General features: G+C 40.8%; 18 protein-coding genes. 9 read left to right on the forward strand and 9 right to left on the reverse strand.

Annotated elements, in window-relative coordinates; translation table 11 throughout:
• Positions 1 to 18 precede the first annotated feature (18 nt).
• The 3 genes from LC653_RS12425 to LC653_RS12435 all read left to right on the forward strand — a co-directional run bounded on the left by LC653_RS12425 (position 19) and on the right by LC653_RS12435 (position 5,360).
• Entirely contained in the window at positions 19 to 966 is a 948-nt protein-coding gene (locus tag LC653_RS12425) for a glycosyltransferase family 2 protein (protein ID WP_229494766.1), read from the forward strand.
• A gap of 422 nt (positions 967 to 1,388) precedes the next feature.
• A complete protein-coding gene (locus tag LC653_RS12430; RefSeq protein ID WP_229494767.1) occupies positions 1,389 to 2,612 on the forward strand; it encodes an O-antigen ligase family protein in 1,224 nt (407 codons plus the stop codon).
• 519 nt (positions 2,613 to 3,131) lie between these two features.
• A complete protein-coding gene (locus LC653_RS12435; protein WP_229494768.1) occupies positions 3,132 to 5,360 on the forward strand; it encodes a GumC family protein in 2,229 nt (742 codons plus the stop codon).
• A gap of 1,009 nt (positions 5,361 to 6,369) precedes the next feature.
• Here LC653_RS12435 and LC653_RS12440 read toward each other — a convergent pair.
• The 5 genes from LC653_RS12440 to fabI all read right to left on the reverse strand — a co-directional run bounded on the left by LC653_RS12440 (position 6,370) and on the right by fabI (position 13,793).
• Positions 6,370 to 7,776 (reverse strand): right-handed parallel beta-helix repeat-containing protein, encoded by a 1,407-nt coding sequence (locus LC653_RS12440; RefSeq protein ID WP_229494769.1) that lies wholly within the window; start codon positions 7,774 to 7,776, stop codon positions 6,370 to 6,372.
• 1,266 nt (positions 7,777 to 9,042) lie between these two features.
• Complete coding sequence (locus LC653_RS12445; protein WP_229494770.1) at positions 9,043 to 10,515, reverse strand: polysaccharide biosynthesis/export family protein; 1,473 nt, start codon at positions 10,513 to 10,515, stop codon at positions 9,043 to 9,045.
• A 499-nt stretch (positions 10,516 to 11,014) separates the two neighbouring features.
• Entirely contained in the window at positions 11,015 to 11,998 is a 984-nt protein-coding gene (locus LC653_RS12450; RefSeq protein ID WP_229494771.1) for an ABC transporter ATP-binding protein, read from the reverse strand.
• A gap of 255 nt (positions 11,999 to 12,253) precedes the next feature.
• Entirely contained in the window at positions 12,254 to 12,895 is a 642-nt protein-coding gene (gene hisB / locus LC653_RS12455; protein ID WP_229494837.1) for an imidazoleglycerol-phosphate dehydratase HisB, read from the reverse strand.
• A 121-nt stretch (positions 12,896 to 13,016) separates the two neighbouring features.
• Positions 13,017 to 13,793 carry an enoyl-ACP reductase FabI gene (gene fabI, locus LC653_RS12460; RefSeq protein ID WP_229494772.1) on the reverse strand — a complete coding sequence of 259 codons (777 nt, stop codon included), beginning with the start codon at positions 13,791 to 13,793 and terminating at the stop codon, positions 13,017 to 13,019.
• Positions 13,794 to 14,174: 381 nt separating this feature from the next.
• Between fabI and ntcA the strand changes: the two genes are divergently transcribed.
• From ntcA to LC653_RS12475, 3 genes are all read left to right on the forward strand, one after another.
• Positions 14,175 to 14,846, forward strand: a complete 672-nt coding sequence (ntcA, locus tag LC653_RS12465) for a global nitrogen regulator NtcA (RefSeq protein WP_017652326.1) — start codon at positions 14,175 to 14,177, stop codon at positions 14,844 to 14,846.
• 168 nt (positions 14,847 to 15,014) lie between these two features.
• Positions 15,015 to 16,505 carry a DUF3084 family protein gene (locus tag LC653_RS12470; RefSeq protein WP_229494773.1) on the forward strand — a complete coding sequence of 497 codons (1,491 nt, stop codon included), beginning with the start codon at positions 15,015 to 15,017 and terminating at the stop codon, positions 16,503 to 16,505.
• A 116-nt stretch (positions 16,506 to 16,621) separates the two neighbouring features.
• Positions 16,622 to 17,074, forward strand: a complete 453-nt coding sequence (locus LC653_RS12475; RefSeq protein ID WP_229494774.1) for a RuvC family protein — start codon at positions 16,622 to 16,624, stop codon at positions 17,072 to 17,074.
• A gap of 90 nt (positions 17,075 to 17,164) precedes the next feature.
• Here the strand turns inward: LC653_RS12475 and LC653_RS12480 are convergent, their stop codons facing one another.
• The 3 genes from LC653_RS12480 to LC653_RS12490 form a co-directional block, all read right to left on the reverse strand.
• Positions 17,165 to 17,428 carry a DUF3146 family protein gene (locus LC653_RS12480; protein ID WP_229494775.1) on the reverse strand — a complete coding sequence of 88 codons (264 nt, stop codon included), beginning with the start codon at positions 17,426 to 17,428 and terminating at the stop codon, positions 17,165 to 17,167.
• A gap of 628 nt (positions 17,429 to 18,056) precedes the next feature.
• Complete coding sequence (locus tag LC653_RS12485) at positions 18,057 to 18,377, reverse strand: XisI protein (protein WP_229494838.1); 321 nt, start codon at positions 18,375 to 18,377, stop codon at positions 18,057 to 18,059.
• Between the two features lie 289 nt (positions 18,378 to 18,666).
• Entirely contained in the window at positions 18,667 to 19,860 is a 1,194-nt protein-coding gene (locus LC653_RS12490; protein ID WP_229494776.1) for an RNA-guided endonuclease InsQ/TnpB family protein, read from the reverse strand.
• 83 nt (positions 19,861 to 19,943) lie between these two features.
• Here LC653_RS12490 and LC653_RS12495 point away from each other — a divergent pair, with 83 nt between their 5' ends.
• Positions 19,944 to 20,123 (forward strand): hypothetical protein, encoded by a 180-nt coding sequence (locus LC653_RS12495; protein ID WP_229494777.1) that lies wholly within the window; start codon positions 19,944 to 19,946, stop codon positions 20,121 to 20,123.
• Between the two features lie 88 nt (positions 20,124 to 20,211).
• On the opposite strand, the gene LC653_RS12500 is transcribed toward LC653_RS12495, so the two are convergent.
• A complete protein-coding gene (locus LC653_RS12500; protein WP_229494778.1) occupies positions 20,212 to 21,039 on the reverse strand; it encodes a carbohydrate ABC transporter permease in 828 nt (275 codons plus the stop codon).
• A 174-nt stretch (positions 21,040 to 21,213) separates the two neighbouring features.
• Between LC653_RS12500 and LC653_RS12505 the strand changes: the two genes are divergently transcribed.
• Positions 21,214 to 21,912 carry an aldehyde oxygenase (deformylating) gene (locus LC653_RS12505; protein WP_229494779.1) on the forward strand — a complete coding sequence of 233 codons (699 nt, stop codon included), beginning with the start codon at positions 21,214 to 21,216 and terminating at the stop codon, positions 21,910 to 21,912.
• Positions 21,913 to 22,106: 194 nt separating this feature from the next.
• On the forward strand, positions 22,107 to 23,126 hold the full coding sequence (locus LC653_RS12510; protein ID WP_100898944.1) for a long-chain acyl-[acyl-carrier-protein] reductase: 1,020 nt from the start codon (positions 22,107 to 22,109) through the stop codon (positions 23,124 to 23,126).
• The last annotated feature ends 67 nt before the right edge of the window (positions 23,127 to 23,193 follow it).

The raw sequence follows: 23,193 nt of genomic DNA on the forward strand, positions 1-23,193 counted from the left end.
ACAAACCAGAAATTAACAATGGTCAATGAAAGTAACCAAACAATAGTCAGCGTCGTGATTCCTACACGCAATAGACCACAGATTGTTGCGAGGGGTGTCAGAACTGCATTAACTCAAACGCTGCAATCAATTGAAGTGATTGTTATAATAGACGGCCCCGATCAGGAAACAGTTAATGTACTATCTCAGATAACCGATCCCAGATTGAGAGTGATAGAACTATCAAAAAATATTGGCCCATCAGGGGCCAGAAATACTGGTGTGAGGGAAGCTAAAGGCACTTGGATAGCCTTTTTAGATGATGATGATGAGTGGCTTCCACAAAAATTGGAGCGTCAACTTGAAGTAGCAAATAATTCCCATTATGATTTTCCAGTTGTCGCTAGTCGTTTCATTTCCCAGACTCAAAAAGGTGATTTTATTCGTCCGACAAGGCTACCTAACCTCTCTGAACCTCTAAGTGAATATCTTTTTGCACGTAACTCCTTTTTTAAAGAAGAGGGCTGCATACAAACCTCAACTATTTTCGTGAAAAAAGAGTTAGTCCAAAAAATGCCTCTGGAAGAAAAATTTTACAGACATGAGGATTGGGAATGGTTACTTCGGGTTACTGCTATGGAAGGTGTAGGAGTAGAGTTTGTGCCTGAGCCTATGGCAATCTGGCATTCAGAAGTGGGAATCAAGCGCTTAAGCAATATCAACGACTGGAAATATTCCTTGGATTGGATTCGTTCCACCCGCAATTTAGTAACACCAAAAGCTTATTCAGGTTTTATTGCAACAATGATTACTCCTTCTGCGTCCTCAGTAGGTGATTGGAAAGCCTTTTTTCCTTTGTTGTGGGAAGCTATACGCTGGGGTAAGCCGCGCCCGATTGATATATGCTTGTACTTGATTATGTGGCTGTTTCCTCAGGAACTGAGGCAGCAAGTTAGCTCTGTTTTGACTAAGAAGTCCAAAAAATAAGAGGCTTTTTATACAAGAAATGCAAAAGGCAGAAAATAAAAATAATTACAAAAAACCTTGAAGTGTGAATTTAAAGACCACCAAAAAAAAGCAATCTTTAGCAATAGCCATAGCGCTATATACAAAACGTCTGTGGTTAAATTATCTGCTTGGAAACTTAGCTTACTTCTGTCTTCGGTTTGAATTAAAAAATGCTAATTCAAAAAATCCAGCCATCTAAAAATGAGTGAATAGATATAAGCAGTAAGACAAAATTAATTATACAAATTTTGACATGAAAGCTTTATCCAGTCTAAAAGGTCATGTGTAAATATTTTTTTCCGATTACTTAGTAAAGTATTTTTCCAAATTAACGGGGACTAGTAATCACAACTTTGTAACTTGTTAAATATATATACGATGATATTGACACATGATAAAAAATGAGAAAATTTCTACTTTTCGCTGAAGAATTATTTACAATCGCTTCTTTGATGATCTATTCAGGAACTCCACTAGATCCGTTGATGACCAATGGCTTTACCATCAAAGAAGGTGATAGACTAATAGCTCGATTGCTTTTCACTCTTACATATATAGTTAGCCTTTCCTTAATTGGTTTACGTTGGAAGAAGGTTGCTTACGTCTTTAACAGAGATAAACTTATTTGGATATTGCTCGGAGTTTGTGCAATTTCTAGTTTTTGGTCTTTAAATTCAGATATTACTATACGTCGTGTTGTAGGTCTGGCGGGAACAATGTTCTTTGGGCTTTATTTCGCTTCACGCTACACCTTAAAAGAACAACTGAAGTTATGTGCATACATGCTTGGTATCTCAGCATTTATGTCTATCTTATTTGTTGTACTAATTCCACAGTACGGAATGGGAAGCGCTGGAGAACCAACAGCTTGGCGAGGAATATATCCACAAAAGAATCTTCTTGGCAAGAGATTTGTACTTAGTGGAGCAATATTTTTCTTCCTTGCCATGACTAATCGAGAAAATCGTTGGGTTTTATGGCTTGGTTATGTTACTTCTGGATTACTTGTATTATTATCAAAATCAGCAACATCTTTAGGTAATTTTATTATTATTACAGTTGCTTTTCTTATATATTATCGAATTTTACATTTAAAGTATAAAGTAATGATACCTGTTGTGACGTTTATCTCAACACTTGGCATAGCTTTTTATACTTTGGTTATCTCTGAAGCTGATACAATTCTAGGTTCAGTAGGTAAGGACACAACACTCACTGGACGTGCAGAACTATGGCCTGCTGTGTTGCAAATGGTTGCGAAAAGACCGTGGCTAGGATATGGCTATGGAGCATTCTGGCAGAATAGTAGTGAGTCTTCTATTGTTATACAAACCGTACAATGGGATGCTCCTAATGCTCACAATGGTTTTTTGGATCTTTGGCTAGCGTTGGGTCTACTAGGAGTTTTGGTTTTTGCAATTGGGTTCATTATTAATCTATTAAGAGTGATATATTTAATCCGATGGAATCAAACATCTGAAAATTTATGGCTTTTAGTTTATTTTACCTATATTATTTTTTCAAATCTAACTGAAACTACATTATTAGAGCAAAATAGTTTGGAATGGATACTTTATGTATCAGCGATATTATCAAGCAAACTTTCTACACGTGCAAATCTGTAAAAATAAAATCAATAGGCTGACTCGACCTCAGGATAAAGCTAGGGAGCGTTTTGAATCTGGTAAAATAAATCAAACTTAACTTGTGATTCTTTCGCTGATATATTAATCAAAGATAGACCAATTATTCAAAAATTGCAGCTAAGGTCTAGAATTAATAGTCTCAAGATTATCACATTAAGTTCTAGCTTACTCAGCAGAGTGGTATTTCCGGTTATGAGAAACTGTCATGGCTGAACCATAGAGAATTGATTATCTTCTGAGATAGGAGCCGAGGGGCGAAGCAGAATGAAAAAGATACTTGAGTGGCAATATCAAGCTCCGAAACTGTTAGAGGCTTATGATAAAATTTGGCAAAGCTAGTAGTTACTTTAAATTTTGGATGGAAACTAAATTTGTAACTTAGATAGTCTATACTATTCTCATATTGTCAAATAGATCAGTCTTGTCAATTGTAGTTGTTTGTGCATTCTCTAAGTCAAATTTTAGTTTCTTGCTTAAAACCTGTACTCTTGAAGATTTATGTCAGAAAAATCTATGGAATCTAGGGAATCTATTGATTTAGACCTTAGTCGTTACTTATTGATATTAAAACGATGGTGGCTACCTGCTACTGCGATATTTGCAGCTACAGTTATGCTAAGTGCTATAGCTACACAATTTATGAAACCATCCTATGAAGCCGAAGGAAAACTGTTATTTAGAATTCCTTCTTTTAAAGTAGTAGGCTCCAATCTTTTTCCTACTAACGCTGAAGGAGGAGATCCAGGAGATTTAAAATCCCTGCTAGCAACTCAAAATCCTATAAACACTCAAATAGAAGTTATTTCCTCACCTAGTCTATTGCAGCGAACAATAGACAAACTACAGCTTAAAGACGAAGAAGGTAAACCTCTGGAAGTAGAGAAACTAGAAAAGTCTCTCCAACTGAAAATTGTTAACGGCACAGATGTATTGCGAATTAGCTATACCAGCCGTGACCCTGAACAATCAGCGGCAGTGGTCAACACAATCATGAGTCTTTATTTAGAAAATGATATTTTGACAAATCGCTCTGAGGCAGCAGCAACTCGTCAATTTATGGCCAAGCAGCTTCCTAAAACTCAAGAGGCTGTTAATAATGCAGAAGTAGCGCTACGTATATTTAAACAGAAGCATCAGATAGCAAATCTATCAGAGGAAACAAGGTCAGCCGTTGAAACTATTGGAAATCTCGACAATGAGATGAATACTGTTAGGGCTCAACTGGATGAGGTAAATGCCCAAACCAATGAACTGCGCCAGAAAGTAGAGCTAAATTCTCAGGAAGCGATCGCTGTGAGTGCCCTCAGTCAGTCGCCAGCAGTGCAGGGAGTTCTTACACAACTTCAAGATACCGACCGACAGTTAGCGATTGAGCGTAGCCGTTTCCTAGATGACAACCCCGTAATTATTAACTTAGAAGCAAAGAAAGCTAGCTTAAAATCCCTCCTGCAACAGCAAATTGGTCAGACTGTTGGTAATCAAACACAAATTCCGCAGAGCTTATTGCAGATTGGAGAACTCAGACAAAACCTGATCCAAAATTTTCTACAATCAGAAATACAGCGCCTTGGTTTAGCTAAAAGACTCTCCTCTCTATCTAATTCCCGCTCTACCTACGAGCAGCGAGTGAAAATCATACCCCAGTTAGCACAAAATCAGCGAGAGTTAGAACGGAAAGTTGAAGTTGCAGAATCGACATATCAAACTCTTTTGAAAAAGGTTCAAGAATTACAGTTAGTTGAGAATACAAATACAGCCAGTTCGCGGATTATTGCTCAGGCTTTAGTGCCCAAAGATCCAGTAGTAGGCAAAAAAATTATTGTTTTACTGTTAGGAGTGATGTTCGGTTTATTTTTGGCCACTACAACTATTCTTTTCCTAAGCATGAGAGATAGATCTTTAAAAACACTTAAGGAAGTCAGAGATGTATTTAGATATACCTTGCTGGGAATTATTCCTTTGTCTGTTAAAAAGGTTCGCTCTCGTTATTCAAATGTAGAATCAATAACTCAAAAAATTGCTGTTAGAGATACGCCTTACTCTTTAACTAGCGAAATGTACCGAATGATTCAAGCCAATCTGAAATTCCTGAGTTCAGATAAAGTGCTCAAAACTATCGTGGTAACTAGCGCAGTTCCTAAAGAAGGCAAGTCTACAGTTTCAGCTAATTTGGCAGCAGCGATCGCTCAACTAGGGCGTAAAGTTTTATTAATTGATGCAGATATGCGAGTTCCTTCTCAGCATCATCTTTGGCAGCTAACGAATGCAGTTGGTTTGAGTGAGGTTCTTGTAGGTCAGGCTGAATTTGACGTTACTGTATCTAAGGTAATGGATAATCTTGATGTCTTAACTGCTGGGGTTAGACCTCCCAACCCACTTGCTTTGCTTGACTCGAAACGGATGGCATCATTAATTGAAAATTTCTCATCTCAACATAACTATGATTTTGTAATTATTGATGCTCCTCCCCTCCTTTTGGCAGCCGATGCTTTGACTTTAAGCCAAATGACTGACGGGATTTTGTTAGTAGCTCGACCTGGGGTAATCGATTCTAACAGTGCTAACGCTGCTCAAGAGATATTAGAAAGATCCAATTACAACGTACTAGGCTTAGTCGTGAATGGAATCATTGATAAAAATGAATCTAGTAGTTATTTATATCATGATCATGAATATTTTAAACCAACAAAGTTGGCAAAAGAGTTTCAGGGGCTTGCAAAAAAATAAAACCTTCAAAGGTTAGGAACTACTCCAATACATCTTAATAAACCATGATCCTAATTCATGTGACATGGCGAATGTAGGTTAAAACTTACAGTTCGCCCATTTTATTTTTATTAGAGTTAGGAAAAATTAGAAATTTAGTTTTAATCGGGGATTGAATCTAGATAAATGTATTGCCGTTGAAGCAACAGCTAGGTTTAGCACAATACGGTTCATTTAAGGCTAAAACTGTTTGCCAAAGTCAATTTTTTTAACGTAGACGCAAAGCGGTGAAGCAGCGCGGTCTTCTCACATTGGGAGACGATGCCGCGCATAGCGCAGCGTAAAGCCTTCTCTTCTTAGGCTGCGCCAACGGCATGGCAACGCTATGAGCGAGTCCGCGAGCGTCTGGGGGTTTCCTCCATGAGCGACTGCTGTTAGCGCAGCGAAAGCGTTCGCGAGTGCGTCTCGTAGAGAGGTACAAGCGTCACCCGGAGGGCTTGCCGCAGGCTACCGTCATCGCGCAGCGTCTCGCAGAGAAGGAAGAAATACTTAACTGAACTGTATTGAGGTTTAGCACGCAATTACCTATGCATTAGCGTAGCTTGATATAGGTATTAACTATCTTTGCAAACGCTAAAACCCTGATTATTTACCACCACACTTTTTCTTAATTGCGATGAGCGAACAGTGTGTTAAAAAAAACGGGTTGTAGACAAAAACGCTGGATAAATCAGGATTTTGCCATACAACCCAATTCCATAGTGATAAAGGATGTTTGAAAAGTATTTGGCTGTGATTTTAGACACTTATTGATCCCCCCTAACCCATGCTAGTCGCTCGACTTTGGGAGACCCCATCGCTCTTAACCTCTCCCAAAGTGAGAGGCTAGCACCTTATCTGCGAAAGGCTTCCGCCAAGGTGGAGCTTCTCGTAGAGAAGGGGTTTCCCCCATGAGCAAGTGGCCTGGATTTAGGAGGAGCTAGAACGTTTTGATACCTACAACAAGACTTTTAAAACATCCTCTTAACTACTACCGCATTTCGTGTGCCCCTCTATCGGATCGTGAACCCTTCACACGAGGGTCGCCTAAAAAATCGGTTGTCACATTATTGAACTTCATACCACTATTGATTGCCGGACTCGTCGACTTGAGCCTAAAATCACCAGCCGAGGCATTTATAAACTGTGGATCTGCAATTATATCACTAGGCCCGGAAAGTTTTATCAAGGTACTATTGCCGTTGAGGTTGTAGTCAAACCTGACGTTGCTACTACCACCGTATTTTATGTTTATCGGTTTCCCACGCTCAGAATAAAGGATATTATTGAGAACGTTGACATTATTTGAAGCATTAATCGAGATTTGCCCAGATGAAATTTCCGGACTCTGGTTATTCAGATAACTAGTGTTGTAGACAATATCGATATTCTCACTTTGGAATGTATGAATGCCGCCACCACCATTTTTATATGAAATGTTGCTGGCAATCAAAGTACGTCCTCGATACGGACTCAATTTTGATCCAATTTGCTTATTCATTCCACGATCAACAATAATGCCATTACCGTCTTGGATCTTGTTAGTAACATACCAGGGAACAAGCATTTTATTGTTGTAGACCTTGTTTCTGGTAATAAACATCTTATAGTTTTGGTTGTTGTCAGAATTCCAATTATTGAGCAGCGAAATGCCACTACAGCCGTGAACTGAGTACCAGGCATTATTGAATACTTCGTTATTATCCACTGTTATATAGTCTGATTCAATGGCTGCAATGCCTATGCCTCCACAATCATGTATCTTGTTGTTGAGAATACGTATATGGTGAGGGCGACCATTTTGTCTTCCATCTATGCTGATGCAGTTTCCATTCGTCAGCGGGTTGTCGTCGTTATACCTCTGACTCAGCGCATACTTACGGCTTATCTTGCCATTGTTCCCTACAACCTCCAGCCCGTTCACCTCAATATATGATGCTCCATTGTAAATCAAAATTCCATTCCATCCATTGTGCTGAATTTTCGGTCGATGTCCAGGATATGCTTTATACGTAATCCATGCATTTGCCCTTCCAGAGCGTTTAATCTCTAATACCGTTCCTTTTGGGTGTGCATTATTGTATTCCCCGTTCATAATAAGCACCGTGTCCCCAGGTTTGGTCAGGTCTGCCGCCCTTTGAATTGTCCTAAAAGCGGATGAGGTAGTGAGTCCGCTATTTCTATCATTTCCTTTACCACTAACATAATATTTTGTCGCAGTTGAAATAGCACTGATCAGCTTGCGGTTAGGTAGTGGCATTTCTTGATCAGTGGATGACTGACGAACATCTTTAACTAAAGACTCTGTTATTCTCTGTCCTTGAACCAGACCTGTTAATGCCCAGGGAAGTACAAGAGATGCGCTCAAACTGAGAAAACCTAAACCATGAATCATCATAGGGAAAAAATAGGGTATGTTGCAAAAACTGATTCGTCAACGGTCAGTAGCTCTAGCCTTAGTCAGTAACTCAGTATTGGATACAGTGGTGTAACTGCCATTGGTAAGTTTATACAGCATTTATGAGGTTTTCACCTGAGAATTCCCACGTAAATATGCCTGAAAAGCCTTTTTAGCTTGTCTTCCAAAAAATAGCAACTATATAGTAAAATTACTGAAATAAAATGATTCAGTATCGAGAGTTACTTCATTAATGGACACCAAGCAACTGTACAAATGGCGTCATTTCCAATTTGAGATTATTGTACTGTGTATACATGATATCTAAGGTTAAGATACTATATCTGTCATCAATTAATTAATTTACTTAAATAATTCTTATGATAATAAGAATCAAGTAATAGCCAAAAGGCTGTGAAGGCTATATTTACGTCAATAAATTGCAAAATATTATCATTATCATTACCATAAAAATTAGAGTAACTAAAACAAAGTTCAAAAAGCCTATCAATAGCAGATTAATAATCTTCAGTGAAAACTTTAGGTCTATAGTATTTGTAAAGAAGTAATACTACCTAAAAAGATCCTAAAATTGGGATAAAAAATGCAATTTGCGAGGAAGCGATCGCTAAAGGCAAGCCAGTTGCTAAAGAGCGGGAACGCTAAGAGCGTAGCAAGATCCCCATAGGGGTACAAGTTGGGAAACTGCAAGGGCGCACTGCCTTCTCTGTGCCTCTGCGGTTAAATAAATTACTTTTAAACCGCAGAGGCACAGAGAGCACTGAGAAAAACAATCTTATTTTACCAGTCACCTTGAAAGGGCTAGTCCTAAATTTAATACTGCTATCATGAGTCTATAGTTGTTTTCTATAGTATAGCAATCCAAATTAAATTGTGAAAAAATACGGAGATAAAAATACTTATTTAGGACTTACGCACTGTACAAATGCATCGTGATGTCCATTACCTAAAATAGGAAGTTTTCAGGCTTTTCTTAATTATCCTGCGATCGTAAATAGACCATGCTGTAGGGGCACAGCATTGCTGTGCCCTTACAAAAGATATGGTTTTTAACCTTAATCCATATTTGGTATTCATTGTCAATGCGTAAGTCCTATTATTTATAAGCTTTTCAGCTTTTTTTCTCTCACAAATTATTAAGTAGGGCTATATTAACTCTTGACTATTGAGCTTGACTGATACATAGTGCAATTCTGGGGACGAAGAGGGTTGATCAACGTCCCCTATTTACAACCGTATTTTAAACTAGATTCCGAACAACCTCAGAATATTAAAAATAACGCCTAGAGGCCCAGTTATAGTGTTTGTGGTATCGCCAGTCTTAGCTAAACCAGATCGGTTGACTACCACAACATCATTATTGCGGAGTATGGGATTAGTTTGCTCATTAATCCCAGCGGAGAAATCCACTTTTACTATACGTTTAGTCACAGAACCATTAGGGTTCAGGCGAATCAAATCAACAGCATCACTACTAGCTCTGGCATCATTAAATCCTCCAGCAGCGAGTATAGCTTGATTTAAAGAGCTATTTGGCTGAACGTCTGTTAACCCTGGGTTTTTAACTTCACCTACCACACCAACTTGAATGCGTGCAGGAGACAAAGTAGTGGTAGCTAATTGAGTGGCTTCTGCGGGAATGATTTCAGTTGCCGTTGGAATCACAATCGTATCTCCGTCTTGCACGATTATATCTTGATTGGCGTCACCACTCTGCAATAATTGCCAAAGATTGATATCTATAGCTTGTTCTGAACCAGCTCTTGTAAGTCGGCGTAGTTTGAGATTACGAATATCAGCCTGTGCTGTAATTCCCCCGGCTAGTTGAATTACCCGCGTCACATTTGGTAGACCATTGGGAGTGGTAGTACCACTATTAGTGGTTGCGCCTCCCCCCTGTGCATCTGTGCTAGCTGGGGTGACAAGATAGGAACCGGGACGGTTAATTTCACCGATAATTGTTACCGTGCGGGGTGTGGTTTGGCTAGCGGCAAAGTTAGATGCAAATATATTGCGGGATTCTGCCACGTTGAAGTTAGTTGCAGTTGGTACAACTATAGTGTCTCCATCCCGCAAGGTAATATCCTGTGATAACCTGCCTGTTTGGATGAGTTCCTTCAAATTGATACTGACGGTTTGCTCTGAGGAGCGCCCTATTTTACGCCGTAATTGAACTTGAGTCACATCCGCAGCCAAGGTTACCCCCTGTGCTGTTGTCAGTGCGGCTAATACAGTGGGGTATTGTACGCCGGGATTGTCTCCTGCGCCTCCGCTCAAGCTCAGGGTGTAAGCGCCTGGACGTGTCACCTCTCCGGCAACGAAAATATTAATCGGACGAGACGATAACAAATTGACTGAGATTAAGGGACGTTTCAGGAAGCGAGCATATCTTCTAGCAATTTCGTCAGCAGCCTGTTCAGTTGTTAGACCGAGGACTGACACACTGCCAATTAAAGGTAGGTTGATTGCTCCACCTGGGGGAATTTGATATTCACCTGTATATTCAGGTACTTCAAATACATTTACACGGATGCGATCGCCGCCTCCTAATGAATAATTAGTATCTAATTGTGTTGGTGTGGTTGGTGTTTGTGTAGTTGGTGGTAATGGTTGTCCCTGAGCTAGACTGGCAGATGGCACAGCGGCATTGACAGCAGTTAACAAAGCCACACCCACAACTGGCCGAGTTAGGAATTTAAACAAAGTTGTGTTAAGCATATTTACCTGAGACTCTGAAACTACAATCAATAAAGTACTGTCTAAACATTTTTATTTTGACTATACCTAAGTATTCATGTTCCCCAACACTCTTATTTTCCTCGAAAAGTGCCATTTTCCGGAGGAAATTTGTCTATTTAATTTGAATTTTTAGTGAAGTTAATTTAAAGTTAAGCAAATTTGAATATAGAAATTATCAAAAATATTAGGACTTACGCAAATAAACGCAGTTTATACAATAATTTCTTTGTTAATCAATAAAGTACTTACGAATAAAATTTTCTTCTCAAAGTCAATTTTACGACATTTAAACTGTGAGTTTAAATCTGCTAGGGCTACCAAAATTATGAACAAGTTCATTAAATAAATACAAATAACCTTAAAAAAAGATCGGAATTTTATTTTTAGTCGGTTTGCTTCAGAAAGATGAACTCAAAAAGGCAGAAATTTTGGGTTTTGTTGCTCAAGGCAACCCAAAATTTACTATTTGGCAACAAGATTAATTCAGCGAGTCACTTTTTCTTTGGATTTGTTGAATAAAAAACTCTTCTAGGGAGTAACGCGACAAATTCATGGCAATAATTTTACCCTCCATGAGACGAAGACTGGCAAGAAAATCATAGTAATCGTCTTGTAGTGTACCTTGCCAGGAACCATCGGGTTCAAATCTGAGAGTGGGTATCCATTTTTTAAGAATTTCCCAGTCACCACCTTGACCTTTGACGTGATAGGTGTTGTTTATGCCTAAGAGTTCATTGAGGGAACCAGAGCAAATTAATTCACCTTGAGCGAGGATGGCAATGCGATCGCAAATCTGTTCTACTTCACTAAGAACGTGGCTGTTGAAAAAAATCGTCTTACCAGCAGCTTTTAGCGCCAGGATAATTTCCCGTATTTGGTAGCGTCCCACCGGATCAAGACCAGACATCGGTTCATCCAAAAAGACCAAATCTGGCTCGTTAATTAGTGCCTGTGCCATACCGACACGCTGTAGCATTCCTTTAGAATAGCGACGCAGCAGCTTTTTGCGGGCATCGGCTTGGGATAAACCCACTAATTCCAGGAGTTGGGGAATGCGTTGGCGTTGGACACTTTGGGGAATTTGGAATAGTCCGGCGGCTAGCTGCAAAAATTCCCAGCCAGTGAGATAGTCATACAAATAGGGATTTTCCGGCAGATAGCCGATATGTTGCTTGATAGTGCGATCGCCTATTGGCTTACCCAATAATAGTCCCCGTCCAGAGCTAGGGCGAATAATTCCTAGCAACAATTTTAAAAGGGTGGTTTTCCCAGCACCGTTTGGCCCCAACAACCCAAAGGTTTCGCCTTTATAAACTCTTAAAGAACAGTTTTTGAGAGATACGACTTTTTGATTTAGCCAAAAACCAGTGCGATAGACTTTTCGCAACTCAGAAGTCAGGACTACTGGCGGAGTGTCTGTCGTATTAAGTTGAGAATCAGGGTCATCTGCAACAGACTTCATCTCGGTTCAATTACTAATTACCAGCTTGGCACTAATTACAAGTTACCCGATAGGCTGATAATAACCATCACTAACCTGTGTGTCAATTATCGCAAACAGAGTAGCTGAATGAACCCTATAAATGTCAGCCCTGGCAAGTAATTCTGGCTAGTACAGCACGGCGGAAATAAACTTACCATTTCATTACAGCGAGAAAGCCCAAAATTAAAACATGTGTCACTATTGAATTTTGACTTTTGCCTTGCGGTACTAGCTTTATAAAACGCCTTTAGAACTGGGAATTAGACCAGCACGGCGAGGGTCAATTTCCACCGCCAGCCGTGTTGCCCTCGCAAACGCCTTAAATGTCGCTTCAATAATGTGATGGGAATTAATGCCATCCAGTTGCCGAATGTGCAGTGTCATTTGGCTATGGTTCACGAGTGCCACAAAGAATTCGCGCACGAGTTGGGTGTCATAGGTTCCTACACGCTGAGTAGGAATTTGTAAGCCGTAACTGAGGTGAGGGCGTCCAGAAAAGTCTAGCGCTACCTGAACTAAGGCTTCATCCAGTGGCGCAAGAAAATTACCAAAGCGGACAATGCCTTTTCTGTCGCCTAGTGCTTGGTTCAAAGCTTGGCCCAAGGTAATACCTACATCTTCGTTGGTGTGATGGTCATCAATTTCCCAGTCTCCCTTGGCTTGAACATCTATATCAATCAGCCCGTGGGAAGCAATTTGATGCAACATGTGATCCAAAAACGGAACACCTGTGGCTGCCGTGCAAGTTCCTCTACCATCCAGATTGATGGTAACTTGCACATTGGTTTCACCAGTGGTGCGGTGAACAGTGGCAATCCGAGGGGTTTTAGTTGACTGGTCGTAGTTTGAATTAACTTGGCGATTGGTTGTTTGCATGGGGAGTGGGAGTGGGGACTGGGGAATGGGGAATGGGGAATGGGGAATGGGGAATCGGTAAGAATAATTCTTCACTTACTCCCCCTACTCCCCACTCCTACTCCCCACTCCCCAAATTATCTTACATTCCCATAATTTCATATCCTGCATCTACATACAGCACTTGTCCGGTAATGCCGCTAGACAAATCACTACATAAGAAAGCGGCAGCGTTGCCCACTTCTAGCTGAGTGACGGTGCGTCGTAGGGGAGCTACTTCTTCTACATGATGAATCATATCCAAAATACCACCCACTGCTGAAGATGCCAAAGTGCGGATGGGGCCTGCGGAGATGGCATTGACGCGGATATTTTGCGGCCCTAGTTCGGCGGCTAGGTAACGTACACTAATTTCTAACCCCGCCTTGGCAACTCCCATAACGTTGTAGTTAGGGATTGCTCTGACACCGCCTAAATACGTCAATGTAACGATACTACCTCCCTCTGTCATCAAAGGTTTAGCTGCACCACTTAAATGCACCAGCGAGTAGGTACTGATTTCTAAGGCGGTGTTGAAGCCAGAACGAGAAGTTTGACTAAAATCTCCAGTCAAATCATCTTTGCTGGCAAAGGCAAGACAATGGATGAGGATGTCTAGCTTCCCCCACTGTTCACGGATTGTCTCAAAGGTAGATTGAATCTGTTCATCATTTTGGACATTACAGGGAAGAAATAAGCTGGGGTTGAGGGGTTCTACCAATTCTGCAACTTTTTTCTCCATCTTGCCGCGTTCATCAGGCAGGTAGGTAATACCCAGGTTTGCTCCGGCTTTATGCAGCTGTTGGGCGATGCCCCAAGCGATCGAACGGTTATTGGCAATACCTGTAACAAGAGCATTTTTTCCAGTCAGATTTAGCATATAAATTGTTAATGCGATCGATCATCTAGGAGCATACTAGAATCTGAGGCACGTTTTGTCTTTGTTTTATACAGGAGTTGCAAAAATGAATATTGGTAAGAGTGTTTGCTGTGACAAAAATCTTGATTTTTCCTAAAGATATTCCCAAAATAACTTTATTTGTTCTTTAAAAAACCCTTTTTAATACAGCTATTGGAAGTACTTATCAACAATTAGTAGCTTAAAGGATCAAGAATTATGTATCATTATAAACAAAGAGTTATGAAGAGATTAGTTTGAGTATAGGAAAGTACAGAAAGGTTGACGGTGCTTTATTCATTTTTCGGGTGTATTCTTAGGTAATCAGTTTTTGTTTTTCCGGCATTGGGTAGGGGAAGGGAGATGATCGTGACACAAGATAAAGCCCTAGCAAATGTATTTCGTCAGATGGCGACCGGGGCGTTTCCGCCAGTTGTGGAAACGTTTGAACGCAATAAAACGATCTTTTTTCCTGGCGATCCTGCCGAACGAGTTTATTTTCTTTTGAAAGGTGCTGTTAAACTTTCCAGGGTGTACGAGGCAGGAGAGGAAATAACGGTAGCGCTGTTGCGGGAAAATAGTGTTTTTGGTGTATTGTCATTGCTGACGGGAAATAAGTCGGATCGGTTTTACCATGCGGTTGCATTTACGCCTGCGGAATTACTGTCAGCACCAATTGAACAAGTGGAGCAAGCACTCAAGGAAAATCCAGAATTATCAATGTTAATGCTGCGAGGTCTGTCTTCGCGCATTTTACAGACAGAGATGATGATTGAAACTCTCGCTCACCGAGATATGGGTTCTAGGTTAGTAAGTTTTTTGCTGATTCTTTGTCGGGATTTTGGGGTTCCTTGTGCAGATGGGATCACAATTGATCTGAAGTTATCTCATCAAGCGATCGCAGAGGCAATTGGTTCAACTCGTGTTACCGTTACTAGGCTACTAGGGGATTTGCGTGAAAAAAAGATGATTTCTATCCACAAAAAGAAAATTACTGTGCATAAACCTGTTACCTTAAGTAGGCAATTCACATAAATGCAATTGGAAAAAGGGGAATCGGCGCGTGTTGTATTTTGAAAAATGACACTAATAGCTAGAGGTAAATCTAAAATTGAGTAATTTCAGCTATTGCCAATTTCCACTTCTTTCCAGACAATGCTTAAAAGTAGTAGGCTGTATCTGGAAGGATTTCGGTAGCTAAAGATGACCACCGGATACATCCTCATCGCAGCAATTTTAATTCTGGGAGGCGTAATTGCAACCGTGGGCGATCGCATCGGCACACGAGTTGGCAAAGCCCGCCTCTCACTTTTTAACCTACGTCCGAAAAATACTGCTGTACTGGTAACTATTTTTACGGGCGGTTTGATTTCAGCATCAACCTTAGGAATTTTATTCGCTGCCGACGAAGGCTTGCGAAAGGGAGTCTTTGAATTAGAAGATATTCAAACAGACCTCAGACAGAAGCGGGAACAGCTAAAAACCGCAGAAACTCAGAAAAGTCAGGTAGAGAGTGAGCTAAATCAAGCAAGAATTGCCCAAGCAAAAGCACAACAAGACTTGCAGGTAATTAATCAATATTTGCAGGCGGCGAATGCCAAACAACGCCAAACACAAGCTCAGTTGAACCGCACCATTAGTCAACAAGCTCAAACTCAAACTCAACTCCAACGCACTCAAGGCCAGCTAGGACAAGTTGTAACTCAGTACCAAAAAGCTATAGCTGAATTGCAAAGCGTTTACAATCAGAGAAAGGAGCTACAAGCGGCAGTTGAACTACTGAAGACAGAACGTCAACGACTGTACGCTGAAGCTAAAAAAGCTATTGACGAAGCCAAAACAGCGATTGAAAAACGCGATCGCGAACTTGCTAATCGCCAAGAAGCCATAGAAGTGCGCGATCAAAAAATCTCCCAACTCGATCAATTGATTCAAAAGCGTAATGTAGAAGTTGCAGCGCGAGAGCAAGTGATTGCCACACGGGAATCGCGCCTCAAAGAATTGGAAGGACAACAGGAGCAACTAGAACTGGAAGTTGCAAGGCTGGAAAAATATTATCAGTCTTACCGCGACCTGCGTCTGGGTAAGCTAGCCATAGTTCGCGGTCAAGTTCTGTCTGCTGGTGTAGTTCGTGTTACCCAACCTGCTGCTGGTCGCCAGGTAGTGGTAAAACTTTTACAACAAGCCAATCGCAACGCCAACCTCGAATTAAGTGAGCCTGGTGGAAATCCTGCAAATGTAGAGCTACTGCGCGTTACCCAGGATAGGGTTGAGCAATTGAGCAAGCAGATTGGCGATGGTCAAGAATACGTGGTGCGAATTTTCTCGGCTGGTAATTACGTCAGGGGAGAAAAGCAGATAGAATTTTTCGCCGATACAGCCCGAAATCAATTGGTTTTTTCGGGAGGCGCAGTGCTGGCCACAACTACTGCCGATTCCAAAACCATGACATCCTATCAGTTACAGCAGCGACTGGAAATACTGATTTCTGCTTCCCAATTTCGTGCCCGTAATGCCGGAATTGTCGAAGATGTGCAAGTAGAAGGGACTTTTTTGCGCTTTGTCAGCCAATTAAGACAGTACAATCAACCATTGGAGATTAAAGCGATCGCAGCAGAGGACACTTATACAGCCGGCCCATTGAGAGTAAAATTAGTGGCAATAGTCAACGGACAAATTATTTTTAGTACTTAAAACATTATTTGCACACTCTTATTAGTAAGATTTAAACATATCGAACAGCAGTCAAAATAGTTGCTGTGATTGCATTTATTCATTTCTAATTCTTAATTTTTAATTTTCAATTTATTATGGCTTTCCGTGAATTTTCACCAACGCAACCAGTCATATTAGGGTTTGATCCAGGTCGAGATAAGTGTGGTTTAGCGGTGATGGGACTGGATCGGCAATTGTATTATCATCAGGTCGTCTTAGCAAAAGAGGCGATCGCTACCATTGAGACACTGCGTCAAAGGTTTCCGATCTCCTTGATGGTGATGGGCGACCAAACTACAGCCAAGCAGTGGAGACAGACATTATATCAGGAATTGACAGAACCGTTGAGTATTATTTTAGTGGATGAGCGCTACACAACCTTAGAAGCACGCGATCGCTATTGGCAAATGTTCCCACCCAAAGGGCTAATAAAGCTGTTGCCACAAGGTCTGCGACAGCCACCAAGACCGATAGATGACATTGTTGCCATCCTCTTAATCGAAAGATACTTAAATCGTCTCACGGAATCAGCAGTCAGCCAATTTTAGATTTTAGATTTTTTCTTCAATCCAAAATCCAAAATCGTTCGACTGAGCGTAGCCGAAGTCTAAAATCCAAAATTGAATGGCTCTTAACTTTTAAAGTTCCGCCCGAATAGTAAAAGCATAATCTCCTCCAGGCTCTAGCTGGTAATCTTGTTGCTCCAAGAATCGACCGAGGGGTTCTTTGATTAAGGCGCGGCCTTGGCAAGGCTTGACGGCAAGTTCTCCCCGGCGAAAATGCCACTGGAAATGCCACTCAAACTCACCCGCATTCACTTCGCCTTCAAGGAAGCCGTGTTGCCAGGATTGGCGGGTAATTCTGACATGGGCAATGGTTTCTGGCAGACGTTTTGCACTCACAATGCTTTGTGTCAAGTGTGGAATAACAGCCGATCATGTGGGCTACTTATTTTATTTACCAAACATAGCTTAATTAAACAAACTGACAAAGTGGGTATTTGTAGTTGACTAGATTGTGTTAAGGAGCAAAACGACTTCAGAATACTGGAGTCGTTGCAATACGGTTCGGATAAGACTTGATCCCCCCAACCCACACCAGTCGCTCCACTTGGGGTCTCCCCAAGTGGAGCGCTGGCTCATAGTTGATATCGCACTTTTCTAAAGAAGTAACAGTTGCTGTACAGCAACTTTAGCGTACATCGAAATCGGTAATCAGGTTTTTATTTTTTATCAGAGTTTATATAGTTTCACTTTTGCACACAATTAATAAAGATTTGGCACACAACAATGTTCTGCCTCAACGCAGAATATGTATTTCATTACAATCTTTTAAATCCCTCGCTTTTCATCCTGCCACTACTATAATCTATGATTTTTATGAACAGAGCATTTCGATTTCAGTACAAACGCAAAATTAGCAATTATTTTATCTGTACAACTACGGTTTTATATTTAATTTATTTTTCTACCTAATATCCTAATAAAATATATTTCTTTAATATTATTCTCTCCTTTAGTCCACAGCAAATCATGATAACTGACGCATTTTTGGAGTATGAAAACCAATCACAATATCTTGTTTATCTATACCCATTTCCATCAGTTCTAAAGCAATATCCGCCTCCGTTGTATTTTGTTGAATCCAAATTTTATTATTCTTGATATCTATGTGCATTATTGGCCCATAAATCCGCTTTTGATTGTTCCATCCAACGCTAATAATTTGATAATGGTCATGTTCTGTATCAAAAATTTGTTCGACTTCTACATCTCCGTAACTAGGCTTAAACTGGAGATATTTAGTTAACAGTTGCCTAACTTTTGTCCTATATTCATTTAATTTATCCATTGTTCTATTCCCTCCGTTTCCACATTGTAAATAATCCTGCTCAACGCTTAGAGCGGTGTCATTGGTCAGTAAAACATTTAAACATAGATTTAAAGTTGGTTTGGTACTGACTATCGACTCCAGCACATAAACCTTTTAAATCTAGAGTTTGCTTAGATTATCCGTCTAACTACAAAACAATACAATACTACAATACAAAATAGCGATCGCTTGTATAAAGGTGATTACAAAATTAGCGATAGTGACACACTCCACACACTGACAGCCGTACAGGTACAGTGTGGGCTTCTCAACCAATCCGGCTATTGCTTAGGAGGCGTTGAGCTTTAAGAACCGCGTGACCGTCGGCTCTATTCTTTATATTCACGGCTGCATTATGATCACGGTCAAGACTGCATTTACAATTAGGGCAGTCGTGCCATCTTTCATGCAATTTTTTAGGAACTTTCACCCCGCAACTGGAACAATCTTGTGACGTACCTGATGGATTCACTGCAATTACCAACAACCCAGCATTTTCGGCTTTGGTGCTTAGAATTGACAGAAAGCTTGACCATCCAGCATCATGCACAGATTTTGCTAGCATCGAACGAGAAAGTCCTTTAATGTTTAAATCTTCGTGAACTACAACATCATATTTTTTCAGTAGACTATTAGCAGTTTTAAAGTGAAAGTCTTTGCGTTTATCAGCTACTTTTTTGTGCTGCTTGGCGACTTGCTTGATAGCTTTTTTACGCCGATTACTTCCTTTTTTGCGGCGTGAAACACGCTTTTGGACAACACGTAATCGCTTCTGAGATTTACGATAGTGTTGAGGGATTAGGACAACATCACCCTCGGAAGTTGTCAAAAAATCTTTTAAACCGAGGTCAATACCTGTAATTGAATCTGGATTAAAATCAGGTTTAACAGATGGAATTGTTGTATCTTCAAGGCTTAAAGTTAAATAATAACCATCAGCTTTTTTTGTCACTGATGCGGTTTTAATTTTAAATCCGTCAGGTATTGGGCGATGTAAAATGACTTTAACTATGCCGAACATTGGTAGAGTTATTAAATTACCTTGCAGACACCCATCTTTTATCTGTGGATAAGTAAACGTGCGGTAACGGTCACGAGCCTTAAATCTAGGCTTGCCACTACGTTTGCCATTGCTATCACCTTTAACAAAACGGTCAAACGTAACCTTAACTCGCTTGACTACATCTTGTAAAACTTGTGAATAAATTTTACTGTACCAAGGGTGAGTCTTTTTAAGCTGTGGTAGCGTTTTCTTTTGTGAATAATAGTCTGGGTTATCCCGCAATTCTGGTATATGGCAAACAAGAGAACAGGCATTAATAGGTGAACGATTACGCTCGTACCAATCAAATCTATCAGCCAACAAAAAATTATACTGAGCGCATAGCATAGACAGCCATCTGTCTATCTCTATGGCTTGCTTTGCTGTTGGTCGTAGCTTGTATTGGTACGCTGTCCTCACTCCGTGACGCTCCAACGCGAGTACAAATGTATCCTCACAATTAAAAGTATTGTACCATATTGGGTACACATTGGGTACACAACATGAAAGATTCTCGATTAAGTGTAAGGATGTCAGAACGCCGATTAAATAAGCTTCGTTCTTATGCTCTAATGAAAGATAAAACAGTCACGCAGATAGTGGAAGACTGGGTTGATAGATTACCAAACATAGAGAGTGTTAAAAATAACGCTGACCCCTTTCCTATTAAGCCTACGGCTTAAATCGGTCAGAGGTCGCGTTATTTTTAACCGCCTTATATCTCACCACTGAACGGAGTACCGTTTCAGTGGGAGGCTTACGGCGTAATAGCTAATTCTTAATTCCCGTCGCAGCAATACCCTGAATAAACTGACGCTGACCGATGAGAAATAATACCATCACTGGAACTGTCGCTATAGTCACCGCCGCCATCATCAAAGGCCAATTATTTGTAAATTGCTCCTGAAACTCAGCCAACGCCAGTTGCACCGTCCTTAATTCTGGTCGCGTCGTAAACACCAGAGGCTTAAACAAATCATTCCACTCACCGATGAAGGTGAACAGAAACAGCGTCACCAACGCCGGACGGGCTAAAGGTAACATCACCCGCCACAAAATTTGCAGTCGGTTCGCCCCATCTATGGCTGCGGCTTCTTCTAACTCCACCGGAATTGTCTGGAAATACTGACGTAACAAGAAAATTCCAAATCCGTTGACAGCAGTGGGTAAAATCAGCGCCCCATAAGTATTTATCAGGTGTCCCCACTTCAAAACCAAAAAGATGGGAATCACCAATAACTGAAAGGGAATCACTAAAGTCGCTAAAACGACCAATAGCAGTGCTTGGCGTCCCCGAAACTTCAGCCGTGCTAGGGCGTAACCCGCCAAAGCGGAAGTGACAATCTGAAACGCCGTCACAGCGATCGCTACCAAGGTAGAATTAGCAAACGCCAGCAAAAATTTTCCCTGTTGCCATGCAACCCGGTAATTAGCTAAAGACCAGCTATTTTTAGACAAATTTTCCGGGCTGGTGGCCGTCGGTGCAAAGGAGGTGAGAAAGACCACAAACAGAGGTAGTAGAACGATAAATGCCCCTAGCAGTAACACTACTAGGCTCAAAAAATCGCCAGATTTCAGATTCGCGTTTGGTTTAAACATAACTTGAGCTGCAAAGCATTTGTTTCGCTAGTACTACATCTCACCCAGCAACAGTTAATCTATAAACATAGTTACTTGTTAAGTTAAATTAAATCACAGTGATTATTACCCTCAGTTCATGGGGTAAATTGAATCCTGGTGTCAAATAATCAGGTTTACAGGAGTAAAGATACCATGCAGCAGCTTACAGACGAATCTAAAGAATTAGATTTCAAGAGCGAAACATACAAAGATGCTTATAGCCGGATTAATGCGATCGTGATTGAAGGGGAACAAGAAGCCCATGAGAATTACATCACACTAGCCCAACTGCTGCCAGAATCTCATGATGAATTGATTCGCCTATCCAAGATGGAAAGCCGCCATAAGAAAGGATTTGAAGCTTGTGGGCGCAATTTGCAAGTAACCCCAGATTTGCAATTTGCCAAGGAATTTTTCTCTGGACTACACCAAAATTTCCAAACCGCCGCGGCATCCGGAAAGGTTGTTACTTGCTTGTTGATTCAGTCTTTGATTATTGAATGTTTTGCGATCGCAGCATATAACATTTACATCCCCGTTGCCGATGATTTTGCCCGCAAAATCACTGAGGGAGTAGTAAAAGAAGAATATAGCCACCTCAACTTTGGAGAAGTTTGGTTGAAAGAACATTTTACAGAAGCCAAAGCTGAACTTGAACTTGCAAATCGCCAAAACCTACCCATCGTCTGGAAAATGCTCAACCAAGTAGAGGGTGATGCCCACACAATGGCAATGGAAAAAGATGCTTTAGTAGAAGACTTTATGATTCAGTACGGTGAAGCATTAAGTAACATAGGTTTTACGACTCGCGATATTATGCGCTTGTCAGCCTACGGACTCATAGCCGCTTAAAAAAAGTTAGGAGCAAAGCCGGAGACGCTTTGCCTCCGGTGAGAAATGATCACTGAGAAATTATGAGTCGTACTCCTAACTCCTGTACAGACGCGATTAATCGCCTCTCTCCTGTACAGACGCGATTAATCGCGTCTCTTCCAACTCTACTAAATTCCACCCTTTCGAGACAGCATAAGCCTAATAATCACTACATGTTTGGTCTAATTGGACATCTGACTAGTTTGGAACACGCTCAATCGGTAGCTCAAGAATTGGGCTACCCAGAATATGCCGATCAAGGGCTAGACTTTTGGTGTAGCGCCCCACCGCAAATTGTTGATAGTATTATTGTCACCAGTGTAACTGGGCAACAAATTGAAGGAAGGTATGTAGAATCTTGCTTTTTGCCAGAGATGCTAGCTAGTCGCCGCATCAAAGCCGCAACGCGGAAAATCCTCAACGCCATGGCCCATGCACAGAAGCACGGCATTAACATCACAGCTTTAGGCGGATTTTCCTCAATTATTTTTGAAAACTTTAAGTTAGAGCAGTTTAGCCAAGTCCGCAACATTAAACTAGAGTTTGAACGGTTCACCACAGGAAATACTCATACTGCCTACATTATTTGTAAGCAGGTGGAAGAAGCGTCCAAACAACTGGGAATTGATTTATCAAAAGCAACTGTTGCTATATGTGGAGCAACTGGGGATATTGGTAGTGCAGTTACACGCTGGCTAGATGCGAAAACAGATGTTCAAGAACTTCTGCTGATAGCTCGTGATCAAGAACGTCTCAAAGAGTTGCAAGGCGAACTGGGGCGAGGAAAAATTATGGGTTTGACAGAAGCACTGCCCCTAGCTGATGTTGTAGTCTGGGTTGCTAGTATGCCCAGAGGAGTGGAAATTGACCCCACCACTTTGAAACAACCCTGTTTGTTGATTGATGGTGGTTATCCTAAAAACTTAGCAACGAAAATTCAGTATCCTGGTGTACATGTGTTAAATGGTGGAATTGTAGAGCATTCCCTGGATATTGACTGGAAAATTATGAAAATCGTCAATATGGACGTGCCAGCCCGCCAGTTGTTTGCTTGTTTTGCCGAATCAATGCTGCTGGAATTTGAGAAGTTATACACGAACTTTTCGTGGGGACGGAATCAGATTACCGTAGATAAAATGGAACAGATTGGTCGGGTATCAGTAAAACATGGATTTAGACCACTACTGGTTTAAGAGTTAGTCATTTGTCCTTGGTCATTAGTCATTTGTTATTTGCAAAGGACAAAGGACAAAGGACAAA

This window comes from Nostoc mirabile CHAB5784, assembly GCF_020829645.1.
Classification (GTDB): Bacteria; Cyanobacteriota; Cyanobacteriia; order Cyanobacteriales; family Nostocaceae; genus Nostoc; species Nostoc mirabile.

What these genes read in the sequence shown, in the direction of transcription:
- LC653_RS12425 (WP_229494766.1), top strand. Translation starts at nt 19, where the DNA reads ATGGTCAATGAAAGTAACCAAACAATAGTCAGCGTCGTGATTCCTACA.
- LC653_RS12430 (WP_229494767.1), top strand. Translation starts at nt 1,389, where the DNA reads ATGAGAAAATTTCTACTTTTCGCTGAAGAATTATTTACAATCGCTTCT.
- LC653_RS12435 (WP_229494768.1), top strand. Translation starts at nt 3,132, where the DNA reads ATGTCAGAAAAATCTATGGAATCTAGGGAATCTATTGATTTAGACCTT.
- LC653_RS12440 (WP_229494769.1), bottom strand. Translation starts at nt 7,776, where the DNA reads ATGATGATTCATGGTTTAGGTTTTCTCAGTTTGAGCGCATCTCTTGTA.
- LC653_RS12445 (WP_229494770.1), bottom strand. Translation starts at nt 10,515, where the DNA reads ATGCTTAACACAACTTTGTTTAAATTCCTAACTCGGCCAGTTGTGGGT.
- LC653_RS12450 (WP_229494771.1), bottom strand. Translation starts at nt 11,998, where the DNA reads ATGAAGTCTGTTGCAGATGACCCTGATTCTCAACTTAATACGACAGAC.
- hisB (WP_229494837.1), bottom strand. Translation starts at nt 12,895, where the DNA reads ATGCAAACAACCAATCGCCAAGTTAATTCAAACTACGACCAGTCAACT.
- fabI (WP_229494772.1), bottom strand. Translation starts at nt 13,793, where the DNA reads ATGCTAAATCTGACTGGAAAAAATGCTCTTGTTACAGGTATTGCCAAT.
- ntcA (WP_017652326.1), top strand. Translation starts at nt 14,175, where the DNA reads ATGATCGTGACACAAGATAAAGCCCTAGCAAATGTATTTCGTCAGATG.
- LC653_RS12470 (WP_229494773.1), top strand. Translation starts at nt 15,015, where the DNA reads ATGACCACCGGATACATCCTCATCGCAGCAATTTTAATTCTGGGAGGC.
- LC653_RS12475 (WP_229494774.1), top strand. Translation starts at nt 16,622, where the DNA reads ATGGCTTTCCGTGAATTTTCACCAACGCAACCAGTCATATTAGGGTTT.
- LC653_RS12485 (WP_229494838.1), bottom strand. Translation starts at nt 18,377, where the DNA reads ATGGATAAATTAAATGAATATAGGACAAAAGTTAGGCAACTGTTAACT.
- LC653_RS12495 (WP_229494777.1), top strand. Translation starts at nt 19,944, where the DNA reads ATGAAAGATTCTCGATTAAGTGTAAGGATGTCAGAACGCCGATTAAAT.
- LC653_RS12500 (WP_229494778.1), bottom strand. Translation starts at nt 21,039, where the DNA reads ATGTTTAAACCAAACGCGAATCTGAAATCTGGCGATTTTTTGAGCCTA.
- LC653_RS12505 (WP_229494779.1), top strand. Translation starts at nt 21,214, where the DNA reads ATGCAGCAGCTTACAGACGAATCTAAAGAATTAGATTTCAAGAGCGAA.
- LC653_RS12510 (WP_100898944.1), top strand. Translation starts at nt 22,107, where the DNA reads ATGTTTGGTCTAATTGGACATCTGACTAGTTTGGAACACGCTCAATCG.